Source organism: Luteimonas deserti (assembly GCF_013425765.1).
Lineage (GTDB): Bacteria > Pseudomonadota > Gammaproteobacteria > Xanthomonadales > Xanthomonadaceae > Luteimonas > Luteimonas deserti.
In genome coordinates, this window is record NZ_JACCJZ010000002.1 from 14,105 (window position 1) to 33,517 (window position 19,413).

A 19,413-nucleotide genomic window follows, 5' to 3' on the forward strand; every position below is an offset into this window, starting at 1 on the left:
CCCGCCCGCCCCTCAGCCGCGGGGCGCACTCCGATGCTGCCTGAACTCGGCCAGATCGCGCTGCTGCTGGCGCTGGTGGCGTCGCTGCTGCAGACCCTGCTGCCGCTGCTCGGCGCCCGGCGCGGTCTGGCGCCGTGGATGGCGAGCGCACGCCCCGCGGCCTATGCGCAGTGGCTGCTGATGTTCGCGGCCTGGGCGCTGCTCACCGCCGGGTTCGTGCTGCAGGACTTCTCGGTGCGCTATGTCGCCGAGAACTCGAACTCGCTGCTGCCGATGGTCTACCGCTTCACTGCGGTCTGGGGCGGTCACGAGGGTTCCCTTCTGCTCTGGGTCTTCGTGCTGGCGTGCTGGAACGCGGCCGTGGCCTGGCGCTCGCGCTCCCTGCCCGACGTGGTGCTGGCGCGGGTGCTCGGGATCCTCGGCGCGGTGAGTTTCGGATTCCTCGCCTTTCTGGTGTTCACCAGCAATCCGTTCGAGCGCATCCTGCCGATGCCGCTGGAAGGACGCGATCTGAACCCCCTGCTGCAGGACCCGGGGATGATCATCCATCCACCGATGCTCTACATCGGTTACTCGGGTTTCATCGTGCCGTTCGCATTCGCGATCGCAGCGTTGCTCGACGGCCGGGTGGACGCGCACTGGCTGCGCTGGACCCGTCCCTGGACCAATATCGCCTTCGGCTTTCTGACCATCGGCATCGCACTGGGGTCGTGGTGGGCGTACTACGAGCTGGGCTGGGGCGGCTGGTGGTTCTGGGATCCCGTCGAGAACGCGAGCTTCATGCCGTGGCTCGCAGGCGCGGCCCTGATCCATTCGCAGGCGGTCACCGAGAAGCGCGGCAGCTTCCACGGCTGGACCCTCCTGCTGGCGATCGCGACGTTCTCGCTGTCGCTGCTGGGTGCGTTCCTGGTGCGCTCGGGCGTGCTGACCAGCGTGCACAGCTTCGCCGCCGATCCCACGCGCGGGCTCTTCATCCTGGTGTTCCTCGGTATCGTCGTCGGCGGTTCGCTGCTGCTGTATGCACTCCGCGCGCCCGACAGCCGAGGCAAGCCGTTCACCGCGACCTCGCGCGAGACGCTGTTGCTGGCCAACAATCTACTGCTGGTGGCGGCCTGCGCGATGGTGCTGCTGGGCACGCTGTACCCGTTGCTGGCCGATGCGCTGGGCCTGGGCAAGATCTCGGTCGGCCCGCCGTACTTCTCGCTGCTGTTCCTGCTGTTGATGGCGCCGCTCGTGCTGCTGCTGCCGTTCGGCCCGCTGACCCGCTGGCAGAACGAGGACGCGGCCGGACCGCTGCGCATGCTCGCGCCCTGGGCGGTGCTGGCGCTCGTGGCCGGCGCGCTGGTCTTTTTCGTCGCACCGCAGGGGCCTTGGAAGGCGGCGATGGGCGTGACCGGTGCGGTATGGGTGGCCGCAGGCACCCTGCGCTTCGCGTGGACGCGGCTGCGCATGCGTGCGTCTGGGACGCGCTTCACCGCGGAGATGACCGGAATGGTGCTCGCGCATTTCGGCCTTGCGGTGTTCGTGGCCGGCGCGTTGCTGGTGGAGGCGCTCAACGTGCAGCGCGAGGTCGCCCTGGCGCCGGGCCAGACACTCGTGATCGGGCGCGACAGCTTCGTCCTCGACGGTGTGGCCCGGCAGGCCGGCCCCAACTACACCGCCGACCGCGGCACGGTGCGCATGCTGCGCGACGACCGACCCGTGGCCACGCTCCACCCGGAGAAGCGCACCTACGCGAGCGGTGGCCAGGTGATGACCGAGACCGCCCTGCGGCCGGGTCCGCTGCGCGACGTCTACGTCGCCCTCGGCGAGCCGCTCGGCGGCGGCGCCTGGGCGCTCCGTGTGCACCTCAAACCCTTCGTGCGCTGGGTGTGGGCGGGCGCACTGCTGATCGCGCTGGGCGCGTTCGTGGCAGCGGCCGACCGGCGTTTTCGCCGTCCGCGCAACGTCAGCGGCGCGCGGCCCGCCGAGGAGCAGGCATGAGCCGGGCCGGTCCGCAGCGCTCGTATGCGCGCTGGCTGCCGCTGGTCGCGTTCGCGGCCGTCATCGCGCTGCTGGCCGCCGGGGTGTGGCTGAGCCGCGACCCGGATCGCGACGTCCTGCCGTCTCCGCTGATCGGCCAGCCGGCACCGGCATTCCGCCTGCCGGTGCTGCACGAGCCCGGCCGGCTGGTCGATGCCGAGGACCTGCGTGGCCAGCCCTACCTGCTCAACGTGTGGGGCAGCTGGTGTCCGGGCTGCCGCGAGGAACATGCCGTGATCAACGCATTCGCCAAGACCCGGCGCGTGCGCGTGATCGGCTACAACTGGAAGGACGAGCATGCGGATGCGCTGCGCTGGCTCGAGCAGTTCGGCAATCCCTACTGGGTGGTGCTGGTGGATTACGACGGCCACGCAGCGATCGACTGGGGCATCTACGGCGCGCCGGAAACGTTTCTGGTCGACGCCGACGGCATCGTGGTCTGGAAGCACGTGGGGCCGATGAGCACCGAGACGTTGCACACCGAGCTCATGCCGCGCGTCGATGCGCTGGAGGCGCGCTGATGCGCGCGTGGCTGCTCGGCCTGCTGGTGTGCATCGCGGTCGCGCCCGTGCTGCAGGCCCAGGTGGCGGTGGATGCCTCGCCGCTGGAGTTCCGTGATCCGGCCGAAGAGCGCCGGTTCCACCGTCTGGTGTCCGAGCTGCGCTGCGTGATGTGCCAGAACCAGTCGCTGGCCGATTCGAATGCCCAGATCGCCCACGACCTGCGGCGCGAGGTGCTGCATCTCATGCGTCGCGATCTCGACGATGCCGCGGTCAAGGCCCACCTGGTGGCGCGCTACGGCGAGTTCGTGCTGTACCGCCCGCGCGTGCAGCCGGCCACCTGGCTGCTGTGGTTCGGCCCGCTGCTGCTGCTCGGTGCGGGCGGCCTGGTCATCTGGCGTCTGGCCGGTGCGCGTCGCGGCGGCCGGCCGCTCCCCCCTGACGACAGCCAGGAGTGGTGATGGCGCTGTTCCTCCTGATCGCGTTGCTGATGAGCCTCGCCACGACCGCCCTGCTGGTCCGTGGGCTCCGGCGCGGCGCGCCGCGTGTCGCACTCGGTGTCGGCATTCTCGTGCCCCTTCTGGTGGCGTCCATGTACCTGCTGGTGGGCACCCCCGCCGCCCTCGATCCCGACGCCGTGCGTGCACCCGAATCGCTCGAGGACGCTGTGGCACGCCTGGAGGCCGACCTGCAACGCGATCCACGCCAGCCGGAGGGCTGGCTGCTGCTGGGCCGCGCCTACGCCGGCATGGAGCGCCCCGAGGACGCGCGGGATGCGATCGGACGTGCCGCCGCGCTGCTCCCGGACGAAGACGGGGTGCAGGTGGAATATGCCCAGGCACGTGCCAATGCCGCTCCCGGCCGGCGCTTCGATGCGGAGGCGGTGACGATCTTGCGCGACGTGCTCGCGCGCACACCCGACCACCAGCATGCGCGCTGGTTCCTGGGCATCGCCCAGCGCCAGGACGGTGACGACGCCGCCGCGGTGGCGACCTGGACCCCCCTGCTCGACCAGCTCGATGCAGCGACCGCAGCGACCCTGCGCGCGCAGATCGAGGTCGCCCGCGCTGCAGCGGGCACGCCACCGGCCGGGGACGCCGCTGTTGCCGATCCTGCGTCCAGCGGCCTGCGGGTGCGGGTCGAGCTGGATCCGACAGCGCGTTCGCGTCTGTTGCACCTGCCGGCGGGCGCGCAGGTCTTCGTGATCGCGCGCGAGCCCGGCAATCCGATGCCGGTGGCGGTGCAACGGCACCCCGCGGCGTCGCTGCCGCTCGAGATCGCGCTCGGCGACGGCGACGGTCCGATGCCGACGCAGCGGCTGTCGGCGCTCGCGCGTGTCGAGGTGCTGGCGCGCGTGTCCGCATCCGGCCGCGCCGAACAGGGCCCGGACGATCTGCAGGCGCCGGCCGTGGTCGTCGATCTGCCGTCGGCTGCGCCGGTCGTGTTGCAGATCCGCGCGGAGCGATAGACGCGTCGCCGCGCGGCCGGCCTGCGGGACGCAATCGCTACACTTGGCCGATGACCGAATTCATTCCACCTGGCACGCGCTTCATCGATCTGCCCTCGCCGTTTCCGATGAAACGCGGCGGCGCGCTGGTCGGCGCGCGCATGGCCTACGAGACCTGGGGCACGCAGGACCCCGCCGGCGGCAACGCGATCCTGATTCTCACCGGCCTGTCGCCCGACGCCCATGCGCGCAGCCACGACGGCGATCCTGCGCCGGGCTGGTGGGACGCGATGATCGGGCCCGGACGGCCGATCGACACCGACCGCTGGTTCGTCGTCTGCGTCAACTCGCTCGGCAGCTGCAAGGGATCCACCGGTCCGGCGTCGACCGATCCCGAGACCGGCGCCGTCTACCGGCTGGGGTTTCCTGAGCTCTCGATCGAAGACGGCGCCGATGCCGCCGCGCACGTCGTGCGCGCCCTCGGCATCGGGCGACTCGCCTGCGTGATCGGCAATTCGATGGGCGGAATGACCGCCCTGTCCCTTCTTGCACGGCACCCCGGCCTCGCGCGCGCCCACGTCAACATCTGCGGTGCGGCGCGCGCACTGCCCTTTTCTATCGCCATCCGCTCGCTGCAGCGCGAAGCGATCCGCCTCGACCCCGACTGGAACGGCGGCCGTTACGACGAGGCCACGTATCCCGAGAGCGGGATGCGCATGGCACGCAAGCTCGGCGTGATCACCTACCGCTCGGCCCTCGAGTGGGACGGGCGCTTCGGACGGGTCCGCCTGGAGTCGGATCGCCGCGACGACGACGACCCGTTCGGCCTCGAGTTCGAGGTGGAGAGTTATCTCGAGGGCCATGCCCGCCGGTTCGTGCGGCGCTTCGACCCCAACTGCTATCTCTACCTCAGCCGGTCGATGGACTGGTTCGACATCGGCGACAGCGTCGACGGCGACACCGCGGCGGGGCTGTCCGCGCTGCAGGTCGAGCGCGCCCTGGCGATCGGGGTGCAGACCGACATCCTGTTTCCGCTGCAGCAGCAACAGCAGATCGCCGAGGGGCTTCGCGCAGGCGGCGTGGACGCGAGCTTCCTGCCGCTCGCGTCGCCGCAGGGTCATGACGCCTTTCTGGTCGACATCGAGCGCTTCGGCCCGGCGGTGGGCGGCTTCCTCGACGCGCTTTGAACGCGTGGCCTGCAGCGGTGGACGGCAGCGGCTAGACTCGTAGGCATGATGTCCCGCGCTGCCGAAAGCCTGCCCGATGTCGCGTTCCCCGGCCGCGAACGCCTCGTCTCCGCGTTCGACGCCGCGGTCGCGCTGGGCGACGGCCATGCGGTCACGGCGGCGCTGCGCGATGCCATGTGCGCGCTGATCCGAGATCCGTCGGTCCAGTTGCCGGCCTGCGTGCACACGCCGGTCGAGGGCCACTACGCGCGCCGTGAGCTCTATCGCAGCCCCCTGCACGGCTACAGCCTGGTCGCCATGACCTGGGCGCCGGGCCAGGGCACGCCGATTCACGACCACGACGGCCTGTGGTGCGTGGAAGGCATCTGGCGCGGCGCGCTCGAGATCGCCCAGTACGCGCTGGTCGAACAGACCGACGACCGCGTCCGCTTCGTGGCCAGCAGCAGCATGCAGGCCGGTGCGGGGAGCGCCGGCAGCCTGATCCCGCCGCACGAGTACCACACCATCCGCAACGCCAGCCATGCGACCGTGGCGGTGTCGCTGCACGTCTACGAGGCGCCGATCGAGCGTTGCGCGCGTTTCGAGCCCGTCGGCGACGACTGGTACCGGCGGACCGAAAGTGCCCTTCCGGCCGACGCCGCGCGCTGAAGACGCCCCGGGGGTTTCAGCCGGCCTCGAGCAGCCGGGCCACTTCCACCCGCAATACGCGCCCGCCTTCGATCAGCCAGGCCCGGCCTTCGACGACGATGCCGTCGCCGACATGGGCCTGCTCCACCAGCCGCTCGGGCACGGCGCCCCCCGATGCGGCATCGAAGCGCACGTCCTGCGGAATCCGTGACACCGGCTGGACCGCCTCCGGCCGGACGGCCGGGGGATGCCCGTCGACGTTCGAGACCAGATAGCCGTTGGGGCACGGCGCACGCACGCAGCGGATATTGCTCAGGTGCACACGGAATACGCCTTCCGCGAGGCGGATCCGGCCCGAGGGCTGGCTGGGCACGCTTGCATCCAGCTCGCGTTCGGCGACGGGTTCGGCATCGACCTGGCGCGGCGCGGCGCCCGAAGCGCAGGCCGCCAGGACGAGCACCAGGGTGCCGGCGACGATGCCGACGGCGCCGCGGCGCAGCGCCCTGGTCAACGGGGTTGCCGATCTCGTTCGCCGTGTGCGCATGAAAGCCTCCAGACCCCGGCATGCGCCGGCCCGCGGATCATGCCAGCGGTGATGTTCGGATTCCGCAAAACCCCGGGGCGACGGCAGCAGCCAGGGAGTGATCCGCTATACTCCGCCTCCGCGCCGGAGTGGCGGAATGGTAGACGCAGCGGACTCAAAATCCGCCGCCCTTAAAAGCGTGCGGGTTCGAGTCCCGCCTCCGGTACCACGGTCCTGCCGCGCGCAGCGACCCGCAACGTTCCATCGACCGTCGGTCCTCTTGGCCAACATCGCGCATGTGCCTGATCGCCGTCGCCTGGAAGACCCGCCCCGACCTGCCGTTGGCCCTGATCGCGAACCGCGACGAATGGCACGCGCGCCCGACGGCGCCGGCCGGTGTCGACCCCGGGGCGCCCGATGTCCGGGGCGGACGCGATCTGGAACAGGGCGGAAGCTGGCTGCAGGCCTCCTCTCGCCGGCGTCTGGCCGCGGTCACCAACGTCCGTACGGGTGGGGTGCCCGGACGCGCAGCGCGCTCGCGCGGTTGGCTCGTCCGCGAGTTCGTACGTGGTGCGCTTCCGGCGCCGGCATTCGCCCGGGCCCTTCAGCCCTTAGCCGGCGACTACGGCCCGTTCAATCTTCTGCTCTGGGACGGCGACGCGTTGTGGCATGCGAGCAACTCCCCCGGCTTTGTCGCGCACCCGGTGATGCCGGGCCTGCACGCCATGTCGAACGGCGCCTTCGATGCGCCCTGGCCCAAGAGCGCCGCCGCGACCGGCATCCTCGACCGCTGGCTGCAGGCGCAGCCATCACGGGACGATGCCGCGGGCACGCCGCTCGCACCTTCGGGATTCGCGCCGCTGTTCGAGGGCCTGCGCGACACCCGTCCGGCGCCCGCTGCCTCCCTGCCCGATACCGGAATCGGCCCCGCGCTCGAGCGGCGGCTCTCGCCGGTGTTCATCGAGGATGCGGACTACGGCACCCGGTGCAGCACTGTCGTGATGGCTGGGCACGCGGAGCTGGTGCTGGTCGAACGCCGCTTCGCGGCGTCCGGCAGGCCCGACGGCGAGAGCATCCTGCAGCTCGGGATGCACTGATCCGACGGCATCAGGGCGACGTCGCGGTGCAGCGCACCGGAGCGTCGTTCTCCAGCGCCTGCTCCCAGCCGTTCGGACTGCGCGTCGCGACGGTGTTGTTGATGCAGCTTTCGCTCGCCCCGGCCTGGCGCGCGACCACCGGACCGGGGAGCGAGCGACCGGCGTCTGTTGCCGGCGGGTCCGGAACGGCGGACACGGCCGGTTCGGCGACGTCGGGGGACACCACGAGCGGCTCGGGAGCGGGGGCGGCGCCGACGACGGCACTGTCCGGCGTCGGTGCAGCGACCGGCGCCGGCAACGGCTCGACCGGTGTCACCACGGCGTCCACCGGCATCGGCACCGCGGGCGCGGCGGCTTCGGGCGAGGTCGTTGCCGCGACCTCGGGGCCGGAGCGCGGACCCACCAGGCTCCCGACCCAGCCGGCGGCGAGCTGGCCTACGAAGACCGCCAGCGCGATCGGAAGAAACAGGGCCCAGGGCGAGCGGCCCTCGGCGTAGCGGTACGGCTCATGCATGGCTGTGTCCCGTCGGTGAGCGCGACGTGCCGTGTGCGGACCGCGCGCGGCATCGCCAGTCGCGGCAGCCTACACCCGGGGTCCGTGAGGGTCCGTCGAGTCGACACGTGCCGTACCGGAATCACCCGCGCGCGGAAAACCGGGCTCAGGCTGAGGGCCAGGGCCACCAGCCCCGCCCGGTCAGCGCGTAGCGGTCGGCAGCGCGCTCGAACCGGTTGCGCACGCTGACACCGCCACACGCCAGGTACAGCGGCAGGAACAGCGGACCCAGCACCATGTACTGGTAGACGTGGGCGCGTTCGTGATCCGCCAGGCGGATCACCGCGTCCACGCACAGGCCGGCGCGGTGCGCATACGTGGTGCAGCCGGTATCGAGCGAAGCACCCGTATGCAGGATCACGTTGCCGAAGGTGATCGCGCCGCCCGGCCCCCAGGGCCAGCGCTCGAACACCAGGGCCAGATCCGCCGCGCGCCAGTGCGGGCGGGCACCGAACACCGTCCCCGCCAGCCCCGCGACGACGCCGAGCACCGTATTGGGCAGGGTCCACAGCGCGCCGGCCATCAGCGCAGCGCGGTGCACGATCCGCCTCACTCCTCGCCTTCGGGCATCAACAACCAGAGCAGTAGATAGACGAGCAGCCCGGGAAACGCCGCCGAAACCACCGACAGCACGACGAAGACGGCGCGCACCAGTGTGGGATTGGCATCGAACCGGCGCGCGACCCCGCCGAGGACGCCGGCGAGCACCCGGTCCTCACGCGTGCGGCTGAGTGTCGGAATGCGCGCGGACATGACGGTCAGGCGCGCTGCGCCAGCCAGTCGTGGATCGCAGACGGCACCTGCGTCTGTGCCCGGCCCGACACGTAGATGCCGATATGGCCGCCACGGAACGAAAGTTCGGAATAGTCCTGCGTCCCCACGAGGCCGCGCAGCGCCCGCGAAGCATCCGGCGGCACCAGATGGTCCTGCTCGGCGAAGATGTTGAGCACCGGCATCTCGACCATGCCGAGGTGCACCTCCTGCTCCCCGATCACGATGCCACCGTTGACGAAGCCGTTCCCCTGGTAGAACTGGCGGATGTACTGACGGAAGGCCTCGCCTGCCTGGTCGGGCGAGTCGAAGATCCACTTCTCCATGCGCAGGAAATCCTCCATCGCCTTGGCGTCGTCGAGGATGTCGATCATCCCCACGTACTTCTGCACCAGCAGCCGCCACGGTTTCAGCGTGAGGTAGCAGGCATTCATCATGTCCGCCGGCACGTTGCCCAGCGTATCGACGAACAGGTCCACGTCGAGCTCGCGCGTCCAGTGCGAGAGCATGTTGCCCTCGGTGTGGAAATCCACCGGCGTGACCATGGTGACGAGGTTGCGCACCTTGTCCGGATGCAGCGCGGCGTAGCTCAGCGCGAAGGTGCCGCCCTGGCAGATCCCGAGCACGTTGATCGCCGGCAGGCCGCCGCTGCGCCGGAGGTGATCCACCGCTCCCCCGAGAAAGCGCTCGATATAGTCCTCGAGCGTGAGGAACCGGTCCGAACGGTCCGGGTATCCCCAGTCGAGGATGTACACGTCCTCCCCGCGATCGAGCAGTCCCTTCACGATCGACCGGTCCGCCTGCAGATCCACCATGTACGGCCGGTTGACCAGCGCATAGGCGATCAGCAGCGGTACCCGCGCCGTCGGCGCCTTCTCGCCGATGTAGCGGTAGAGCACGACCTTGCCGTCGCGCCAGACTTCCTGGCGGGTGGTGGCGCCGTAGTCGAAATTGCCGACGTCGCGCAGGGTGCGCGGCGCGGCGCCGAGCTTGCGCTGGAGGCGCATCACGTCCTCGGCGATGCGTTGCGGGGTGATCTGCAGCGGTGCGGACATGTCAGCGCTTCCGTCGACCGGACGCGCCGGTCTTCATCGGTTCGGGGGCCTTCGGGATCGGCGAGACGAACCCGAGGTTGGGCAGGCGCCCGACGCGCGCAGGCGACGGCGCCGCCGTGCGCACGGCACGTTTCTTCGCCGCCTGCTTCGGCGCGGTCCCACGGCCGGACGACGCGCGACTGCGACCGGGGCGCTGGGTCACGCGCGCGCCGGCGACCGCATCACGGCGGGAGGTCGCTGCCGCGACGGCCGTGCCTCTCGGCACCGCGCCGGCCTGCTTCGACACACGCGTGCGCCGTTCCGGTGCAGCGCGCTTGGCGGCCGTCTTGCGCGCGCTCTTCGATGCGGGACGCACGCGCTCGCCGGCGGTATCCGGCGCGCCGCGCGGCTTGGCCGACGTCGTCGTCTTGCGCGCGGCCCGCTTGCCCGTTTTCGTCCCCGAGCCGGCCCGCGCCGGCTTCTTCGCGGCCGAAGCGCGTGCGGCGGTGGCCGCGGCCTTGCGCCCCGGCTTGCCGCTGTCCGTCGTGGCCGCCCGCGTTCCACCGCTGGTGGAGACGACGGTGCGCGCAGGACGCTTGCGGGGTACGGAGGCCGTCTTCGCCCGCCGGGCGCCGCGGCGCGACCCCGTTGCCGGGCCGGGGGACGCGGTTGCGGTTGTTTCCGCAGATGGCGGCGCTGGCGTCGCGACCACCCTGGTCGGGCCCGAACGCGTGCGCGCGGGTGTGGTGCTTGCGCGTGCAGCGCGGTCCGGATCGGCCGCCTCGCCGCCTTCGATCGCGTCCATGCGGTCGCGCATGCGACGCAGCGCACGTTCGAGTTCCGCCACCTTTCGATGCGCGCCGTCGAGTTCGGTGCGCGTCGGCAGGTCGAACATCCGGCAGACCTGTTCGATCTCGCGCTGTACGGCCTGACGCAGGCGCATCTGGCCGTCGACCATCTGCGCATACGCCGTGCGGAACGGCGGCGACATCGCCACCTCGGCATAGGCGTCTTCGGCAGCGTCGATCCACAGATCGAACAGTGCGCGCGGCGAGTCCACCGGCTGGGCGGCCGTGCCGCGCTCGCGCAGCCGACGTTCGAAATGAGCGAACGCGCCCTGCGACGCCTGCTGCAACAGACCCTGGAATGCCTGCTGGCTGCCCTGGTAGTCGGCGAAGGCGCGCGCGAGCGTCTGCCAGCGTTCCTGGTGCTCGCGCGCCAGACCGACGGTGGGCAGGCTCGACCAGTCGCGGCCCTGCCCCTCCATGCCGGAGAACAGCGGCGAAAGACGTTGCACCCAGGTCTCCCATCCTTCCAGTCCCGGCCCCTGCACGCCCGACATCATCTGCGCGAACGGATTGGCCGCGGCCCCGCCGAGTGCCTCGCGCCACGCGCGTACGACGGCCTCGGGCGCAGGCGCCTCGCCGGCGAAGCGGTTCGCGAGTTCCTGGATCTGGGTCCACCACTGCTGGGCCTGCCCGTTGAAGCGGATCGCCACGTCGTCGAAACCACCGCGCTGCGGTGCCGCCTGCTGCTGCCACCAGTCGACCATCGATTGCCAGGGACCCTGCGGCGGAGCGAAGGCGCCGAAACCGCCGAACGCCGCGGGCCCCGGCGCGCCGGGCATCGCCGATGCGGATGCGCCCGGCATCGTGCGCTGCAGGGCGTCCTCCCACGCACTCCAGACCTGGCGTGCGAGACGTTCGAGTTCCGCGCCCGGCATTGCCGGACCCTGCGCACCGTTGGCCATCATCCACTCCTGCCGCGATCGACCGATCATACCAACAGCGCGCGACGTGCCTGCGCACTCAGAACTTGGGAATCCGCAGCGTCTTGCTGATCATCAGCGAGCCCGACAGTGCGAACAGCAGCACCAGCGGATGCAGCTGCCATGGACCGAGCTGCACCGCGCCCAGCCACAGCGCCTCGCCGATCCGCCCCTGCCACGCCGCGATCGCCAGGACGACGACCAGCAGCAGGCTGGACGGAATGGGCGTGCCTTCGAAGTAGCGCACCTTGTCGCCGCCGTCGGCGAGGGTTTCGGCGGTGACGTTGTAGCGCGCCAGCCGGCTGACCCCGCAACAGACGAAATAGCTCAGCACCAGCCAGTCCCATCCGCCCTGCATGCCGCAGGCATAGGCCAAGGCGGCCGGTGCGATTCCAAAGGAGATCACGTCGGCCAGCGAGTCGAGTTCGCGGCCCAGTGTCGAGGCGACCTTGCGCCAGCGGGCGATGCGGCCGTCCAACGCGTCGAAAGCGAACGCGAGCGGAATCAAGGCCATGCCGATCAACAGATCGCCGCGCTGGCCGTCCTGAAGGAACCGCATCGCCGCGAACACCGCGCCGGTGCCGCAGAACGCGTTCGCAAGGGTGAACCAATCCGCGAGATGGAAGTCGCGAAGCATGGAGAAGTGTCGGGATCTGGGCATCGCGAATTCCGGAGGGCGCGGAGCGGCCATGGTGCCCAAACGCCTGCCGGCCGCACGTGATCTTGACAAATAGATATCATATTGATATCAATCAACCACACTCCAGGGAATCAACGCCATGAAAGAACACTCGCTGCGCTCCTTGCCCGGGATTCCGGTGCTGCTCGTGCAACTGCTCGTGCTCATCGGCTGCATCTATGCGGTGGCGACATCCGGCGGGCTGGCGGCCCAGGTGGTCGTGGCGATCGGTATCGGCCTGGTCACCCTGTTCCTGGCCATCGGCCTGTACATGGTGGAGCCCAACCAGGCGGCCGTCGTCAGCCTGTTCGGCAAGTACGTGGGCACGGTGAAGGACAACGGCCTGCGCTGGAACAACCCGTTCTTCACCAAGAAGAAGGTGTCGCTGCGCGTTCGCAACTTCGAGAGCGGCCGCCTCAAGGTCAACGAGCTGGACGGCAGCCCGATCGAGATCGCCGCGGTGATCGTCTGGCGCGTCGTCGACTCGGCCGAGGCGGTGTTCAACGTGGACAACTACGAAAGCTTCGTGCACATCCAGTCCGAGGCGGCGCTGCGTGCCATGGCCACGAGCTACCCCTACGACCAGCACGAGGAAGGCCAGATCTCCCTGCGCAGCCATTCGGCGGAGATCTCCGACCGGCTCAAGGAACATCTCGACGAGCGCCTGACCGCGGCCGGTGTCGACGTGCTCGAAGCACGCATCAGCCATCTCGCCTATGCGTCGGAGATCGCGCACGCCATGCTGCAACGCCAGCAGGCCAATGCGGTGATCGCCGCGCGCACGCGGATCGTCGCCGGTGCGGTGGGCATGGTGGAGATGGCATTGGCGGAACTGCAGAAGAGCGGCATCGTCCACCTCGACGACGAGCGTCGCGCGGCGATGGTCAGCAATCTGCTGGTGGTGCTGTGCGCCGACCGTGGCCCGCAGCCGATCGTCAACACCGGCTCGTTGTACTGATGGCCACCCATCATCTCGCCGCCCTGGTGTTCGCGCTGATGGCCGTGCCGTCGTTCGTGTTCGCACGCTGGCTCGCAGGCGGCCGGCTGCCGCTGGCCGGCGACAGCGGCATGAACGTGCGCGACAAGGCGTTGCTCGACAGCCGACTGGCACGGCTGATGCGGATGATGGGCCTGGCCATGCTGGCCACCGCGCTCGCCGTGGGCCTGCTGTGTGGCGACGAGCGGCGCCTCGCAGTGGTGGTCGTGGTGATGGTGCTGGCGGTCAACGGCCTCGCGGCGGCGTGCATCTGGGTGGTGGCGTCCGCACGCCGGCGGGCCGGCGGAGGTCGTCGTTGAGCGAGAAGAAGGCCTATCCGCTGCGCATCAACGCGGGCATTCTCGCCGCGGTGCAGCGCTGGTCGGATGACGAGCTGCGCAGCGTCAACGCGCAGATCGAGTACGTGCTGCGCGATGCGCTGCGCAAGGCCGGCCGGTTGCCCGCCGAGGCCGCATCACCACCCGATGCGGATGGTGCGCCGGAATGAGCCCCTGGTGGCGACGAGTGCGCAGGGTCTGGGCGACCGTGGGCAGCCTGGCCCTGGTGGGCTGGGTGGGCTGGTGCGCGATCGCGTTCCAGCCGAGCGCGCAGGCCCGCGGCGCCCTGTCGGACTCGCCCCGGGTCCGCGTGCAGGCGCTCGAGGACGGCTGGCTGTTCGATCCTGTTTCGCGGACGCCGGGTGACCGCTCCCTCGTGTTCTTCCCCGGCGGCCTGGTCGACGCGCGGGCGTACGCGCCCCTGATGCAGGCCGTGGCCATGGACGGTCATCGCGCGTTTCTGGTGCGCACCCCCTGGCGCGGCGCCTTCGGCCAGGCGGAGGCGCCCGCCACGCTCGCGCAGGCCCGGGCGACCACCCGGGCGCTGGGCGGTCGGTGGGTCGTCGGCGGGCACTCGCGCGGCGGCAAGGCCGCCGCCGCGTACGCGCATCGTTATGCCGACACGCTCGATGCTCTGGTGCTCGTCGGCACGTCGCATCCGCGCGACATCAGCCTGCAGGACGCCCCGTTCGCGGTCGTGCAGGTCCTCGGCGACCTCGACCCGATCGCAAGCCTCGGCCGCGCCGATCGCAACCGGCCTCGCCTGCCCGGGCACGCGAGGCGGCTCGTCCTGACCGGGGCCAACCACTCGCAGTTCGGTGACTACGGTTTTCAGCCCGGCGATCGTTTCGCGCGCATGCCCCGCGACGCGCAGCGCGCCGCCACGGCGGCGGCGTTGCACGCGGCGCTCGCGGATCGATCTCCCACCCTTTCCACACGGGACGCACCACGATGACGACACGCTGGCACTACAAGGTCGAAACGGTGAAGCTCGGGCCGATGGGCGGCCTCAAGAGCGAGCTGATGGAGGAGCGGCTGCAGGCTCTGGGCCAGCAGGGATGGGAGCTGGTCAATGCGGTGCACGCCACGCACTGGGGCCCGACCCTGCTGTTCCTCAAACGCCCGGCATGAGCGCCGCCGCGCCCGGCCGGCCGCGCGCAAGGCAGGATCTGCGGATCGCCCTGGTCCTGGCGGCCGCTTCCGCCGTGGCGACGGTCGCGGTCTTTCCGTACCTGCTGCAGGTCGCGCCGGGACGGTTCGACGCCGTCCCGATGCCGCTCGGTCTGCTGATCGCGGTCCAGGCGCTCCAGATGTTCATCGTCGTTTCGCTGCTGGCATGGGCGGGCCTGCGTCTGGGCCACCGTGCAGGCCTGGGCAGTCCGCTGCTGCAGCTCGGAATCAACCGGTATCCCGCGCCGCCGGGCTACGCGCCCCGCGCCTGGCACAGCGCGGGGCTCGGCGCGGGCGCAGCCCTAGCGATCCTGCTGCTGTCCTCCACGCTCGACCCACTGCTGTTGCCACAGGCACAACTGCCGATGCAGGACATCGAGGGCGCGGGAAGCGCGCTCTACGGGCTGTTGGCCGCGTTCTACGGCGGCATCGTCGAGGAGGTGCAGCTGCGCCTGTTCCTGATGTCCCTGGTGGCCTGGACGCTGACCTGGCTCACACGGCGCGCGCATGGTTTCGACGGCACCCTGTCGCCGCGCCTCGCGTGGACCGCGATCGGCGTCTCGGCCCTGCTGTTCGGCGCGGGCCACCTGCCGATGGCGGCAGGGATCTGGGGGCTGGATTCCGGCGTCGTGGTGCGCACGCTGCTGCTCAACGGAATCGGCGGGCTCGTGTTCGGCTGGGTGTTCTGGAGACGCGGCCTGGAGATGGCGATCGTCGCGCACTTCACCGCCGACCTCGTCCTGCACGTCGCGGTACCCCTGCTGCGACCGCAGCTGGTGCTGTAGGGCGCGGCATACCCGCTAAGCTGCGCCCATGTCCCGACGTCCCCGTCCCCAGCCGCGCATCCTCTTCAATACGCCCGAGATCGAACTCTGGCCCGCCGATCTGCTGCGGGCCCGCGGCAACCGCGATGCGCGCCTGCTCGCTCGGGCGCATCAGGTCCTGCGCCGTAAGCGCGACGGCTGCTACCTCGCGGCGTCGGTGCCCGAGGGCATGGTGACCCTGCTTCCGGGCTGGCAGCGCGACACCGATGCCACGATGGCGCTCGACCTGATCGAAGCAGGCACGGACCACGCGCGTTCCGCGGCCTCGACGCTGGGACTCGATGCGCTGCACGCGCACCTCGACGTGCTCGGCCTCGATGCCGACGGCTATGCGGCCCGCACCGGCCTCGCACCGGTCGCCGAGCCGACCTCGCTCGTGCTCGCCGGCCGCGACCGCTATCGCAGGCCGCTCTGGCTCACCCGCGATACCGCGCGGGCATGGTCGCGGATGCGCGCGGCCGCGCTGGATGCAGGCGTGGTCCTGGACGCGGTGTCCGGGTATCGCAGCCATGCCTACCAGCTCGGGATCTTCGCCCGCAAACGCGAGCGCGGACTCGCGCTCGACGCCATCCTCGAGGTCAACGCCGCGCCCGGATTCAGCGAACACCATGCAGGCACCGCGCTCGACATCAGCACACCCGGCGAACCCGCGGCGGAACCCTCGTTCGAAGCCACTCCCGCCTTCGCCTGGCTCGGCCGCCATGCGGGTGCCTACGGCTTCTCGATGAGTTATCCGCGCGACAACCCGCACGGCATCGTCTACGAGCCCTGGCACTGGAACCACCGCGCAGCTTAGCGCGACGCCCCGCTCAGCCCTGCGAGCGCGGCGTCGGCAGCGCCACATCCGCGGCTGCATCCGCGACCCGCCACAGGTACAGCGCCGCCAGGGTGCGATACGGCCCCCAGGAGGCACTCCGTTCGGCCAGCGCCGAGGACGCAGGCAGCGCGTCGAGACCATCCACACGCTGCAGCCCCTTGCGCACGCCGAGGTCGTCGAGCGGCAGCACGTCGGCGCGGCCCAGCCGGAAGATCAGCAGAATCTCGACGGTCCAGCGTCCGATGCCGCGCACCGGCACCAGGGCGTCGACGATGGCGGCATCGTCCATCCAGGCCATGCGACGCGGCGACGGAATCTCGCCGAGCCGCTCGCGCCTCGCCAGATCGCGGAGCGCGAGGGCCTTGTTTCCGGAGACGCCGCAGGCGCGCAGGGTCGCGTCGTCCACGCGATCAAGCGTGTCCGCGTGCAGGCGTGCACTGCCGATCGCGATTTCCACCCGGCCGACGATCGTCGCCGCAGCCTTTCCGCTGAGCTGCTGGTACAGGATCGCCCGGGCCAGGGCGTCCACCGGATCGAACGGTCTTCGCCAGCCCGGCGGCGCCGGCACGGGTCCGAGCCGGCGCATCCAGCGCCCCAGCGCCCGATCGCGTCTGGCCAGATGCGCCCGGGCCACGACGAGATCGAAACCGCGCGCATGCCGGGGCATGCGCTCAGCGCCTCAGCGCCGCCAGCGCGTAGAGCAGCCAGCCGAGCATCGTCAGCACGCCACCCCAGGGCGCGAACATCGACGGGCCGCCCAGCAGATGACGCGACACCAGCGCCCCGGCGAACAGCAATGTCCCGACGAGCAGGGCCAGCAGCCCGACTCTCGCCAGCCCGCCACGCTCACCGCGCGCGAGCGCGGCCAGCGCGACGCCGTGGCCGAACGCGAAGATCGCCGCGGTCTGCAACGCCGCCCGGGCCTCGCCGTCGGCGCCGTGCCCGGCATAGGCCGCCAGGGCCACCGCCATCGCAGCCAACAGGGCGCCGCAGGCCCCCAGGCCGCCTGCCCCACGCTCGTTCCCGCGCATCACGTGTCCTCCGTGCCCGGGATGCGGGCCCAAAACGAAACACGCCGCATCCTGAGGATGCGGCGTGCGTCGGAACTCTTCGATACCGGACCGGCTTACTGTGCGCGCAGCGTCCAGTAGACCTCGAACTCGCCGTTCTCGCTGAAGGCCGCGTCGATGCCGTTGCGATAGAACTCGTACGGACGATCGGTGACCTCGTAGCCCTGGGTCAGTGCCCAGGCGCGAACCGCGTTGCGGACGTTGTCCAGCTCGGCCATGAAGCCGCGGTAGTTCGCCTTCGCCGCGCGACCCGGCTCGGTGCGCAGGTACTTCACCGGACCGAGCAGCTCGAGGCCGGTGAGCTCCGGGGCAGCGGTCGTGGCGACCGCCACCGGGGCGGTCTCGGCCTGCCCGTCGCCCGCATCGCCAGCGGCGGGCGCCGCCGCCGCACCGGCACCGCGCTTGCGCACCGGCAGGGCGATGTCGAAGTTGTAGGTCTCGCGGCCCAGCTCGGTGGTGATGATGCGGATCGGGCCCGCGGCTTCCAGATTGTTGGCGGCCATGGTGCGGTTGATCCACTCCAGGTTCGCCTTCATCGAGTCCTGGATGGCCTGGTTGTTGCGCTCGACACCACCGGCGCTGACCAGCAGGAGGTTCTCGGCCGGGCGGTCGACGGCCGCCAGGTCGGTCAGCGTGCTGCCCTCGACGCGGTAATCGACGTTGGGCACCGAAGCCAGCATGTTCGACATCTGGCCCAGGCCGAGCTTCATGTCGTCACCGACGTTGCGGCTGACGTACAGGCCCGCGAAGCGGCCGAGCAGGTCCCAGCCGTAGTCGACGTTGTAGGTCTGGGTGATCTCGATGTTGCGGTTGTTGCGACCCGTCGGACGCAGCGAGAACGTCATGCGCTTGTTGTTGCCGCGCTGCGCGTTCTCCAGCGCGTAGACGACGCGCGTATCCGGCACCGACTCGACGATTTCCCAGCTGCCCTGGCCGACGCGCTTGTCGTCCGAGCTGTATTCGATGCGTGCGCCGACGCCGGCATCCGGACCCGAGGTGCGCAGGTCGACCGCGGGGTCGTAGCGCGGGATCGCGGACCAGTCGTCGAAACGACGGACGCTGTTGATCGTGTCGAAGACGATCGACTGCCGACGGTTGGTCTCGACCGATTCGGTCAACGTGCGGCTGGACGGCAGCAACACGGCCACCACCAGGAACAGCACTGCGACGATGACACAAGAGATCAGCAGTTCAAGCAGACGGGTCATTCAGGGTTCTCCAGGACCAATTCCGGCCCCACGGGCACAGACCGGCAATCGTAGCAAGTTGCGCGGTGGCGAGCGAGCTTCCAGGGCGGCATCGAACACGTCCCCGCATCGCATGCGGGAACACGGATGTCGCCCGGTGGTCATCGACCTGTGCTAGTGGCCCGCCAGCCTCTCCCGTCGTACGACGGCCGACGCGCGCCACGGCGGGCCGGAGGTCCTCCGCGCGCGGCCACTCGCACCGGCAGGTCGTCATGGCCGCACGTCGCCGGACCCGACGCGAAGCCCGCGTGACACCACCCGATGCGATGGTCGAATGCGCCCCTGCCGGCGCTGTTCGCTACGGCCCCCGTCGCAGCACGGAGGGCACTCGGTAGACAGTGGACACGGCCGGACACCACGTGTGCATCCGGCGCAGCGCACGGCCTTCATCAGCCTGCCCGGCGGCGGCGCTTCGATCGCTCACACACGGTAGCCCCGAGCAACGCCAGAACGTAGAGCGCACGCCGCGGCGCCGAGCCGGGCTGCGGCGGCAGTGGATCGAAAATGCCTCACGCGGACGCGCGGCAGCTCGACCGCGTCGGGCACCGCCCGGGCGCGGTCGCGCGCAGCCTGCCCTGAGAAGTGGGCGCCGCCGGCCATCTTTCGGGCGGACCCGACGCACTGCCGAGGACTCGAGGACGGCTCCGGTGCGGTCGCGCACGCCGAGCTGGACAGGGTGAGCGTGGTCCGCATGCGAGGCACCGCCTCGCGGGCCGCGCGAACGCCCGCCGCGCTGCGGCGGGCCGGGCATCCTGCGGTCAGA

At 70.7% G+C, this 19,413-nt stretch carries 24 protein-coding genes and 1 tRNA gene; 15 read left to right on the forward strand and 10 right to left on the reverse strand.

Going from position 1 to position 19,413, the window contains the following annotated elements:
• Positions 1 to 33 precede the first annotated feature (33 nt).
• Genes H0E82_RS00565 through H0E82_RS00590 form a run of 6 tightly spaced genes read left to right on the forward strand, consistent with a single transcriptional unit; the run spans position 34 to position 5,804 of the window.
• Positions 34 to 1,983, forward strand: coding sequence for a heme lyase CcmF/NrfE family subunit (locus H0E82_RS00565; protein WP_180543032.1), 1,950 nt, complete (start codon positions 34 to 36; stop codon positions 1,981 to 1,983).
• Positions 1,980 to 2,543 (forward strand): DsbE family thiol:disulfide interchange protein, encoded by a 564-nt coding sequence (locus H0E82_RS00570; protein ID WP_180543033.1) that lies wholly within the window; start codon positions 1,980 to 1,982, stop codon positions 2,541 to 2,543. The genes H0E82_RS00565 and H0E82_RS00570 overlap by 4 nt, the downstream gene beginning before the upstream one ends.
• Positions 2,543 to 2,983, forward strand: a complete 441-nt coding sequence (locus H0E82_RS00575; protein WP_180543034.1) for a cytochrome c-type biogenesis protein — start codon at positions 2,543 to 2,545, stop codon at positions 2,981 to 2,983. Before H0E82_RS00570 ends, H0E82_RS00575 begins: the two co-directional genes overlap by 1 nt.
• Positions 2,983 to 3,990: a c-type cytochrome biogenesis protein CcmI/CycH gene (locus tag H0E82_RS00580; RefSeq protein ID WP_180543035.1), complete on the forward strand. Its 1,008-nt coding sequence runs from the start codon at positions 2,983 to 2,985 to the stop codon at positions 3,988 to 3,990. The genes H0E82_RS00575 and H0E82_RS00580 overlap by 1 nt, the downstream gene beginning before the upstream one ends.
• A 50-nt stretch (positions 3,991 to 4,040) precedes the next feature.
• Complete coding sequence (gene metX / locus H0E82_RS00585) at positions 4,041 to 5,156, forward strand: homoserine O-acetyltransferase MetX (protein ID WP_180543036.1); 1,116 nt, start codon at positions 4,041 to 4,043, stop codon at positions 5,154 to 5,156.
• Between the two features lie 48 nt (positions 5,157 to 5,204).
• Positions 5,205 to 5,804, forward strand: a complete 600-nt coding sequence (locus tag H0E82_RS00590; protein WP_180543037.1) for a cysteine dioxygenase family protein — start codon at positions 5,205 to 5,207, stop codon at positions 5,802 to 5,804.
• A 16-nt stretch (positions 5,805 to 5,820) separates the two neighbouring features.
• Here the strand turns inward: H0E82_RS00590 and H0E82_RS00595 are convergent, their stop codons facing one another.
• The gene (locus H0E82_RS00595; RefSeq protein WP_180543038.1) at positions 5,821 to 6,294 is read right to left on the reverse strand and encodes a hypothetical protein; all 474 of its coding nucleotides are present in this window, start codon (positions 6,292 to 6,294) and stop codon (positions 5,821 to 5,823) included.
• 155 nt (positions 6,295 to 6,449) lie between these two features.
• Between H0E82_RS00595 and H0E82_RS00600 the strand changes: the two genes are divergently transcribed.
• Positions 6,450 to 6,535 (forward strand) — tRNA-Leu (locus H0E82_RS00600).
• 67 nt (positions 6,536 to 6,602) lie between these two features.
• The gene (locus tag H0E82_RS00605; protein ID WP_180543039.1) at positions 6,603 to 7,403 is read left to right on the forward strand and encodes an NRDE family protein; all 801 of its coding nucleotides are present in this window, start codon (positions 6,603 to 6,605) and stop codon (positions 7,401 to 7,403) included.
• Between the two features lie 10 nt (positions 7,404 to 7,413).
• Here H0E82_RS00605 and H0E82_RS00610 read toward each other — a convergent pair whose 3' ends face one another.
• The 6 genes from H0E82_RS00610 to H0E82_RS00635 all read right to left on the reverse strand — a co-directional run bounded on the left by H0E82_RS00610 (position 7,414) and on the right by H0E82_RS00635 (position 12,190).
• Positions 7,414 to 7,917 carry a hypothetical protein gene (locus H0E82_RS00610; protein ID WP_180543040.1) on the reverse strand — a complete coding sequence of 168 codons (504 nt, stop codon included), beginning with the start codon at positions 7,915 to 7,917 and terminating at the stop codon, positions 7,414 to 7,416.
• Between the two features lie 145 nt (positions 7,918 to 8,062).
• On the reverse strand, positions 8,063 to 8,479 hold the full coding sequence (locus H0E82_RS00615; protein WP_180543055.1) for a hypothetical protein: 417 nt from the start codon (positions 8,477 to 8,479) through the stop codon (positions 8,063 to 8,065).
• Between the two features lie 26 nt (positions 8,480 to 8,505).
• On the reverse strand, positions 8,506 to 8,709 hold the full coding sequence (locus H0E82_RS00620; RefSeq protein WP_180543041.1) for a PspC domain-containing protein: 204 nt from the start codon (positions 8,707 to 8,709) through the stop codon (positions 8,506 to 8,508).
• Between the two features lie 5 nt (positions 8,710 to 8,714).
• Positions 8,715 to 9,782 carry a class III poly(R)-hydroxyalkanoic acid synthase subunit PhaC gene (gene phaC, locus H0E82_RS00625; RefSeq protein WP_180543042.1) on the reverse strand — a complete coding sequence of 356 codons (1,068 nt, stop codon included), beginning with the start codon at positions 9,780 to 9,782 and terminating at the stop codon, positions 8,715 to 8,717.
• Between the two features lies 1 nt (position 9,783).
• The gene (locus tag H0E82_RS00630) at positions 9,784 to 11,511 is read right to left on the reverse strand and encodes a poly(R)-hydroxyalkanoic acid synthase subunit PhaE (protein WP_180543043.1); all 1,728 of its coding nucleotides are present in this window, start codon (positions 11,509 to 11,511) and stop codon (positions 9,784 to 9,786) included.
• Positions 11,512 to 11,569: 58 nt separating this feature from the next.
• Positions 11,570 to 12,190, reverse strand: coding sequence for a CDP-alcohol phosphatidyltransferase family protein (locus H0E82_RS00635; protein ID WP_180543044.1), 621 nt, complete (start codon positions 12,188 to 12,190; stop codon positions 11,570 to 11,572).
• A gap of 118 nt (positions 12,191 to 12,308) precedes the next feature.
• On the opposite strand from H0E82_RS00635, the gene H0E82_RS00640 reads away from it, so the two are divergent.
• Genes H0E82_RS00640 through H0E82_RS00670 form a run of 7 tightly spaced genes read left to right on the forward strand, consistent with a single transcriptional unit; the run spans position 12,309 to position 16,312 of the window.
• Positions 12,309 to 13,166 (forward strand): SPFH domain-containing protein, encoded by an 858-nt coding sequence (locus tag H0E82_RS00640; protein WP_180543045.1) that lies wholly within the window; start codon positions 12,309 to 12,311, stop codon positions 13,164 to 13,166.
• Complete coding sequence (locus tag H0E82_RS00645; RefSeq protein ID WP_180543046.1) at positions 13,166 to 13,504, forward strand: hypothetical protein; 339 nt, start codon at positions 13,166 to 13,168, stop codon at positions 13,502 to 13,504. Before H0E82_RS00640 ends, H0E82_RS00645 begins: the two co-directional genes overlap by 1 nt.
• A complete protein-coding gene (locus H0E82_RS00650) occupies positions 13,501 to 13,692 on the forward strand; it encodes a type II toxin-antitoxin system antitoxin (protein WP_180543047.1) in 192 nt (63 codons plus the stop codon). The genes H0E82_RS00645 and H0E82_RS00650 overlap by 4 nt, the downstream gene beginning before the upstream one ends.
• Positions 13,693 to 13,748: 56 nt before the next feature.
• Complete coding sequence (locus H0E82_RS00655) at positions 13,749 to 14,477, forward strand: alpha/beta fold hydrolase (RefSeq protein WP_180543048.1); 729 nt, start codon at positions 13,749 to 13,751, stop codon at positions 14,475 to 14,477.
• Entirely contained in the window at positions 14,474 to 14,653 is a 180-nt protein-coding gene (locus H0E82_RS00660) for a DUF4177 domain-containing protein (RefSeq protein ID WP_180543049.1), read from the forward strand. The genes H0E82_RS00655 and H0E82_RS00660 overlap by 4 nt, the downstream gene beginning before the upstream one ends.
• Positions 14,650 to 15,477: a CPBP family intramembrane glutamic endopeptidase gene (locus tag H0E82_RS00665; protein ID WP_180543050.1), complete on the forward strand. Its 828-nt coding sequence runs from the start codon at positions 14,650 to 14,652 to the stop codon at positions 15,475 to 15,477. The genes H0E82_RS00660 and H0E82_RS00665 overlap by 4 nt, the downstream gene beginning before the upstream one ends.
• Positions 15,478 to 15,505: 28 nt before the next feature.
• Positions 15,506 to 16,312, forward strand: coding sequence for a M15 family metallopeptidase (locus H0E82_RS00670; protein ID WP_180543051.1), 807 nt, complete (start codon positions 15,506 to 15,508; stop codon positions 16,310 to 16,312).
• Positions 16,313 to 16,325: 13 nt separating this feature from the next.
• On the opposite strand, the gene H0E82_RS00675 is transcribed toward H0E82_RS00670, so the two are convergent.
• The 3 genes from H0E82_RS00675 to H0E82_RS00685 form a co-directional block, all read right to left on the reverse strand.
• Positions 16,326 to 17,000 (reverse strand): DNA-3-methyladenine glycosylase family protein, encoded by a 675-nt coding sequence (locus tag H0E82_RS00675; protein ID WP_180543052.1) that lies wholly within the window; start codon positions 16,998 to 17,000, stop codon positions 16,326 to 16,328.
• 4 nt (positions 17,001 to 17,004) lie between these two features.
• Positions 17,005 to 17,364, reverse strand: coding sequence for a DUF423 domain-containing protein (locus H0E82_RS00680; RefSeq protein WP_180543053.1), 360 nt, complete (start codon positions 17,362 to 17,364; stop codon positions 17,005 to 17,007).
• A 95-nt stretch (positions 17,365 to 17,459) separates the two neighbouring features.
• Complete coding sequence (locus H0E82_RS00685; RefSeq protein ID WP_180543054.1) at positions 17,460 to 18,611, reverse strand: polyketide cyclase; 1,152 nt, start codon at positions 18,609 to 18,611, stop codon at positions 17,460 to 17,462.
• Positions 18,612 to 19,413 lie beyond the last annotated feature (802 nt).

Coding starts and splice junctions, on each gene's coding strand:
- H0E82_RS00575 (WP_180543034.1), top strand. CDS start 2,543: ATGCGCGCGTGGCTGCTCGGCCTGCTGGTGTGCATCGCGGTCGCGCCC.
- H0E82_RS00590 (WP_180543037.1), top strand. CDS start 5,205: ATGTCCCGCGCTGCCGAAAGCCTGCCCGATGTCGCGTTCCCCGGCCGC.
- H0E82_RS00580 (WP_180543035.1), top strand. CDS start 2,983: ATGGCGCTGTTCCTCCTGATCGCGTTGCTGATGAGCCTCGCCACGACC.
- metX (WP_180543036.1), top strand. CDS start 4,041: ATGACCGAATTCATTCCACCTGGCACGCGCTTCATCGATCTGCCCTCG.
- H0E82_RS00630 (WP_180543043.1), bottom strand. CDS start 11,511: ATGGCCAACGGTGCGCAGGGTCCGGCAATGCCGGGCGCGGAACTCGAA.
- H0E82_RS00685 (WP_180543054.1), bottom strand. CDS start 18,611: ATGACCCGTCTGCTTGAACTGCTGATCTCTTGTGTCATCGTCGCAGTG.
- H0E82_RS00675 (WP_180543052.1), bottom strand. CDS start 17,000: ATGCCCCGGCATGCGCGCGGTTTCGATCTCGTCGTGGCCCGGGCGCAT.
- H0E82_RS00645 (WP_180543046.1), top strand. CDS start 13,166: ATGGCCACCCATCATCTCGCCGCCCTGGTGTTCGCGCTGATGGCCGTG.
- H0E82_RS00570 (WP_180543033.1), top strand. CDS start 1,980: ATGAGCCGGGCCGGTCCGCAGCGCTCGTATGCGCGCTGGCTGCCGCTG.
- H0E82_RS00610 (WP_180543040.1), bottom strand. CDS start 7,917: ATGCATGAGCCGTACCGCTACGCCGAGGGCCGCTCGCCCTGGGCCCTG.
- H0E82_RS00620 (WP_180543041.1), bottom strand. CDS start 8,709: ATGTCCGCGCGCATTCCGACACTCAGCCGCACGCGTGAGGACCGGGTG.
- H0E82_RS00565 (WP_180543032.1), top strand. CDS start 34: ATGCTGCCTGAACTCGGCCAGATCGCGCTGCTGCTGGCGCTGGTGGCG.
- H0E82_RS00615 (WP_180543055.1), bottom strand. CDS start 8,479: ATGGCCGGCGCGCTGTGGACCCTGCCCAATACGGTGCTCGGCGTCGTC.
- H0E82_RS00605 (WP_180543039.1), top strand. CDS start 6,603: ATGTGCCTGATCGCCGTCGCCTGGAAGACCCGCCCCGACCTGCCGTTG.
- H0E82_RS00660 (WP_180543049.1), top strand. CDS start 14,474: ATGACGACACGCTGGCACTACAAGGTCGAAACGGTGAAGCTCGGGCCG.
- phaC (WP_180543042.1), bottom strand. CDS start 9,782: ATGTCCGCACCGCTGCAGATCACCCCGCAACGCATCGCCGAGGACGTG.
- H0E82_RS00635 (WP_180543044.1), bottom strand. CDS start 12,190: ATGCCCAGATCCCGACACTTCTCCATGCTTCGCGACTTCCATCTCGCG.
- H0E82_RS00665 (WP_180543050.1), top strand. CDS start 14,650: ATGAGCGCCGCCGCGCCCGGCCGGCCGCGCGCAAGGCAGGATCTGCGG.
- H0E82_RS00670 (WP_180543051.1), top strand. CDS start 15,506: ATGTCCCGACGTCCCCGTCCCCAGCCGCGCATCCTCTTCAATACGCCC.
- H0E82_RS00680 (WP_180543053.1), bottom strand. CDS start 17,364: ATGCGCGGGAACGAGCGTGGGGCAGGCGGCCTGGGGGCCTGCGGCGCC.
- H0E82_RS00640 (WP_180543045.1), top strand. CDS start 12,309: ATGAAAGAACACTCGCTGCGCTCCTTGCCCGGGATTCCGGTGCTGCTC.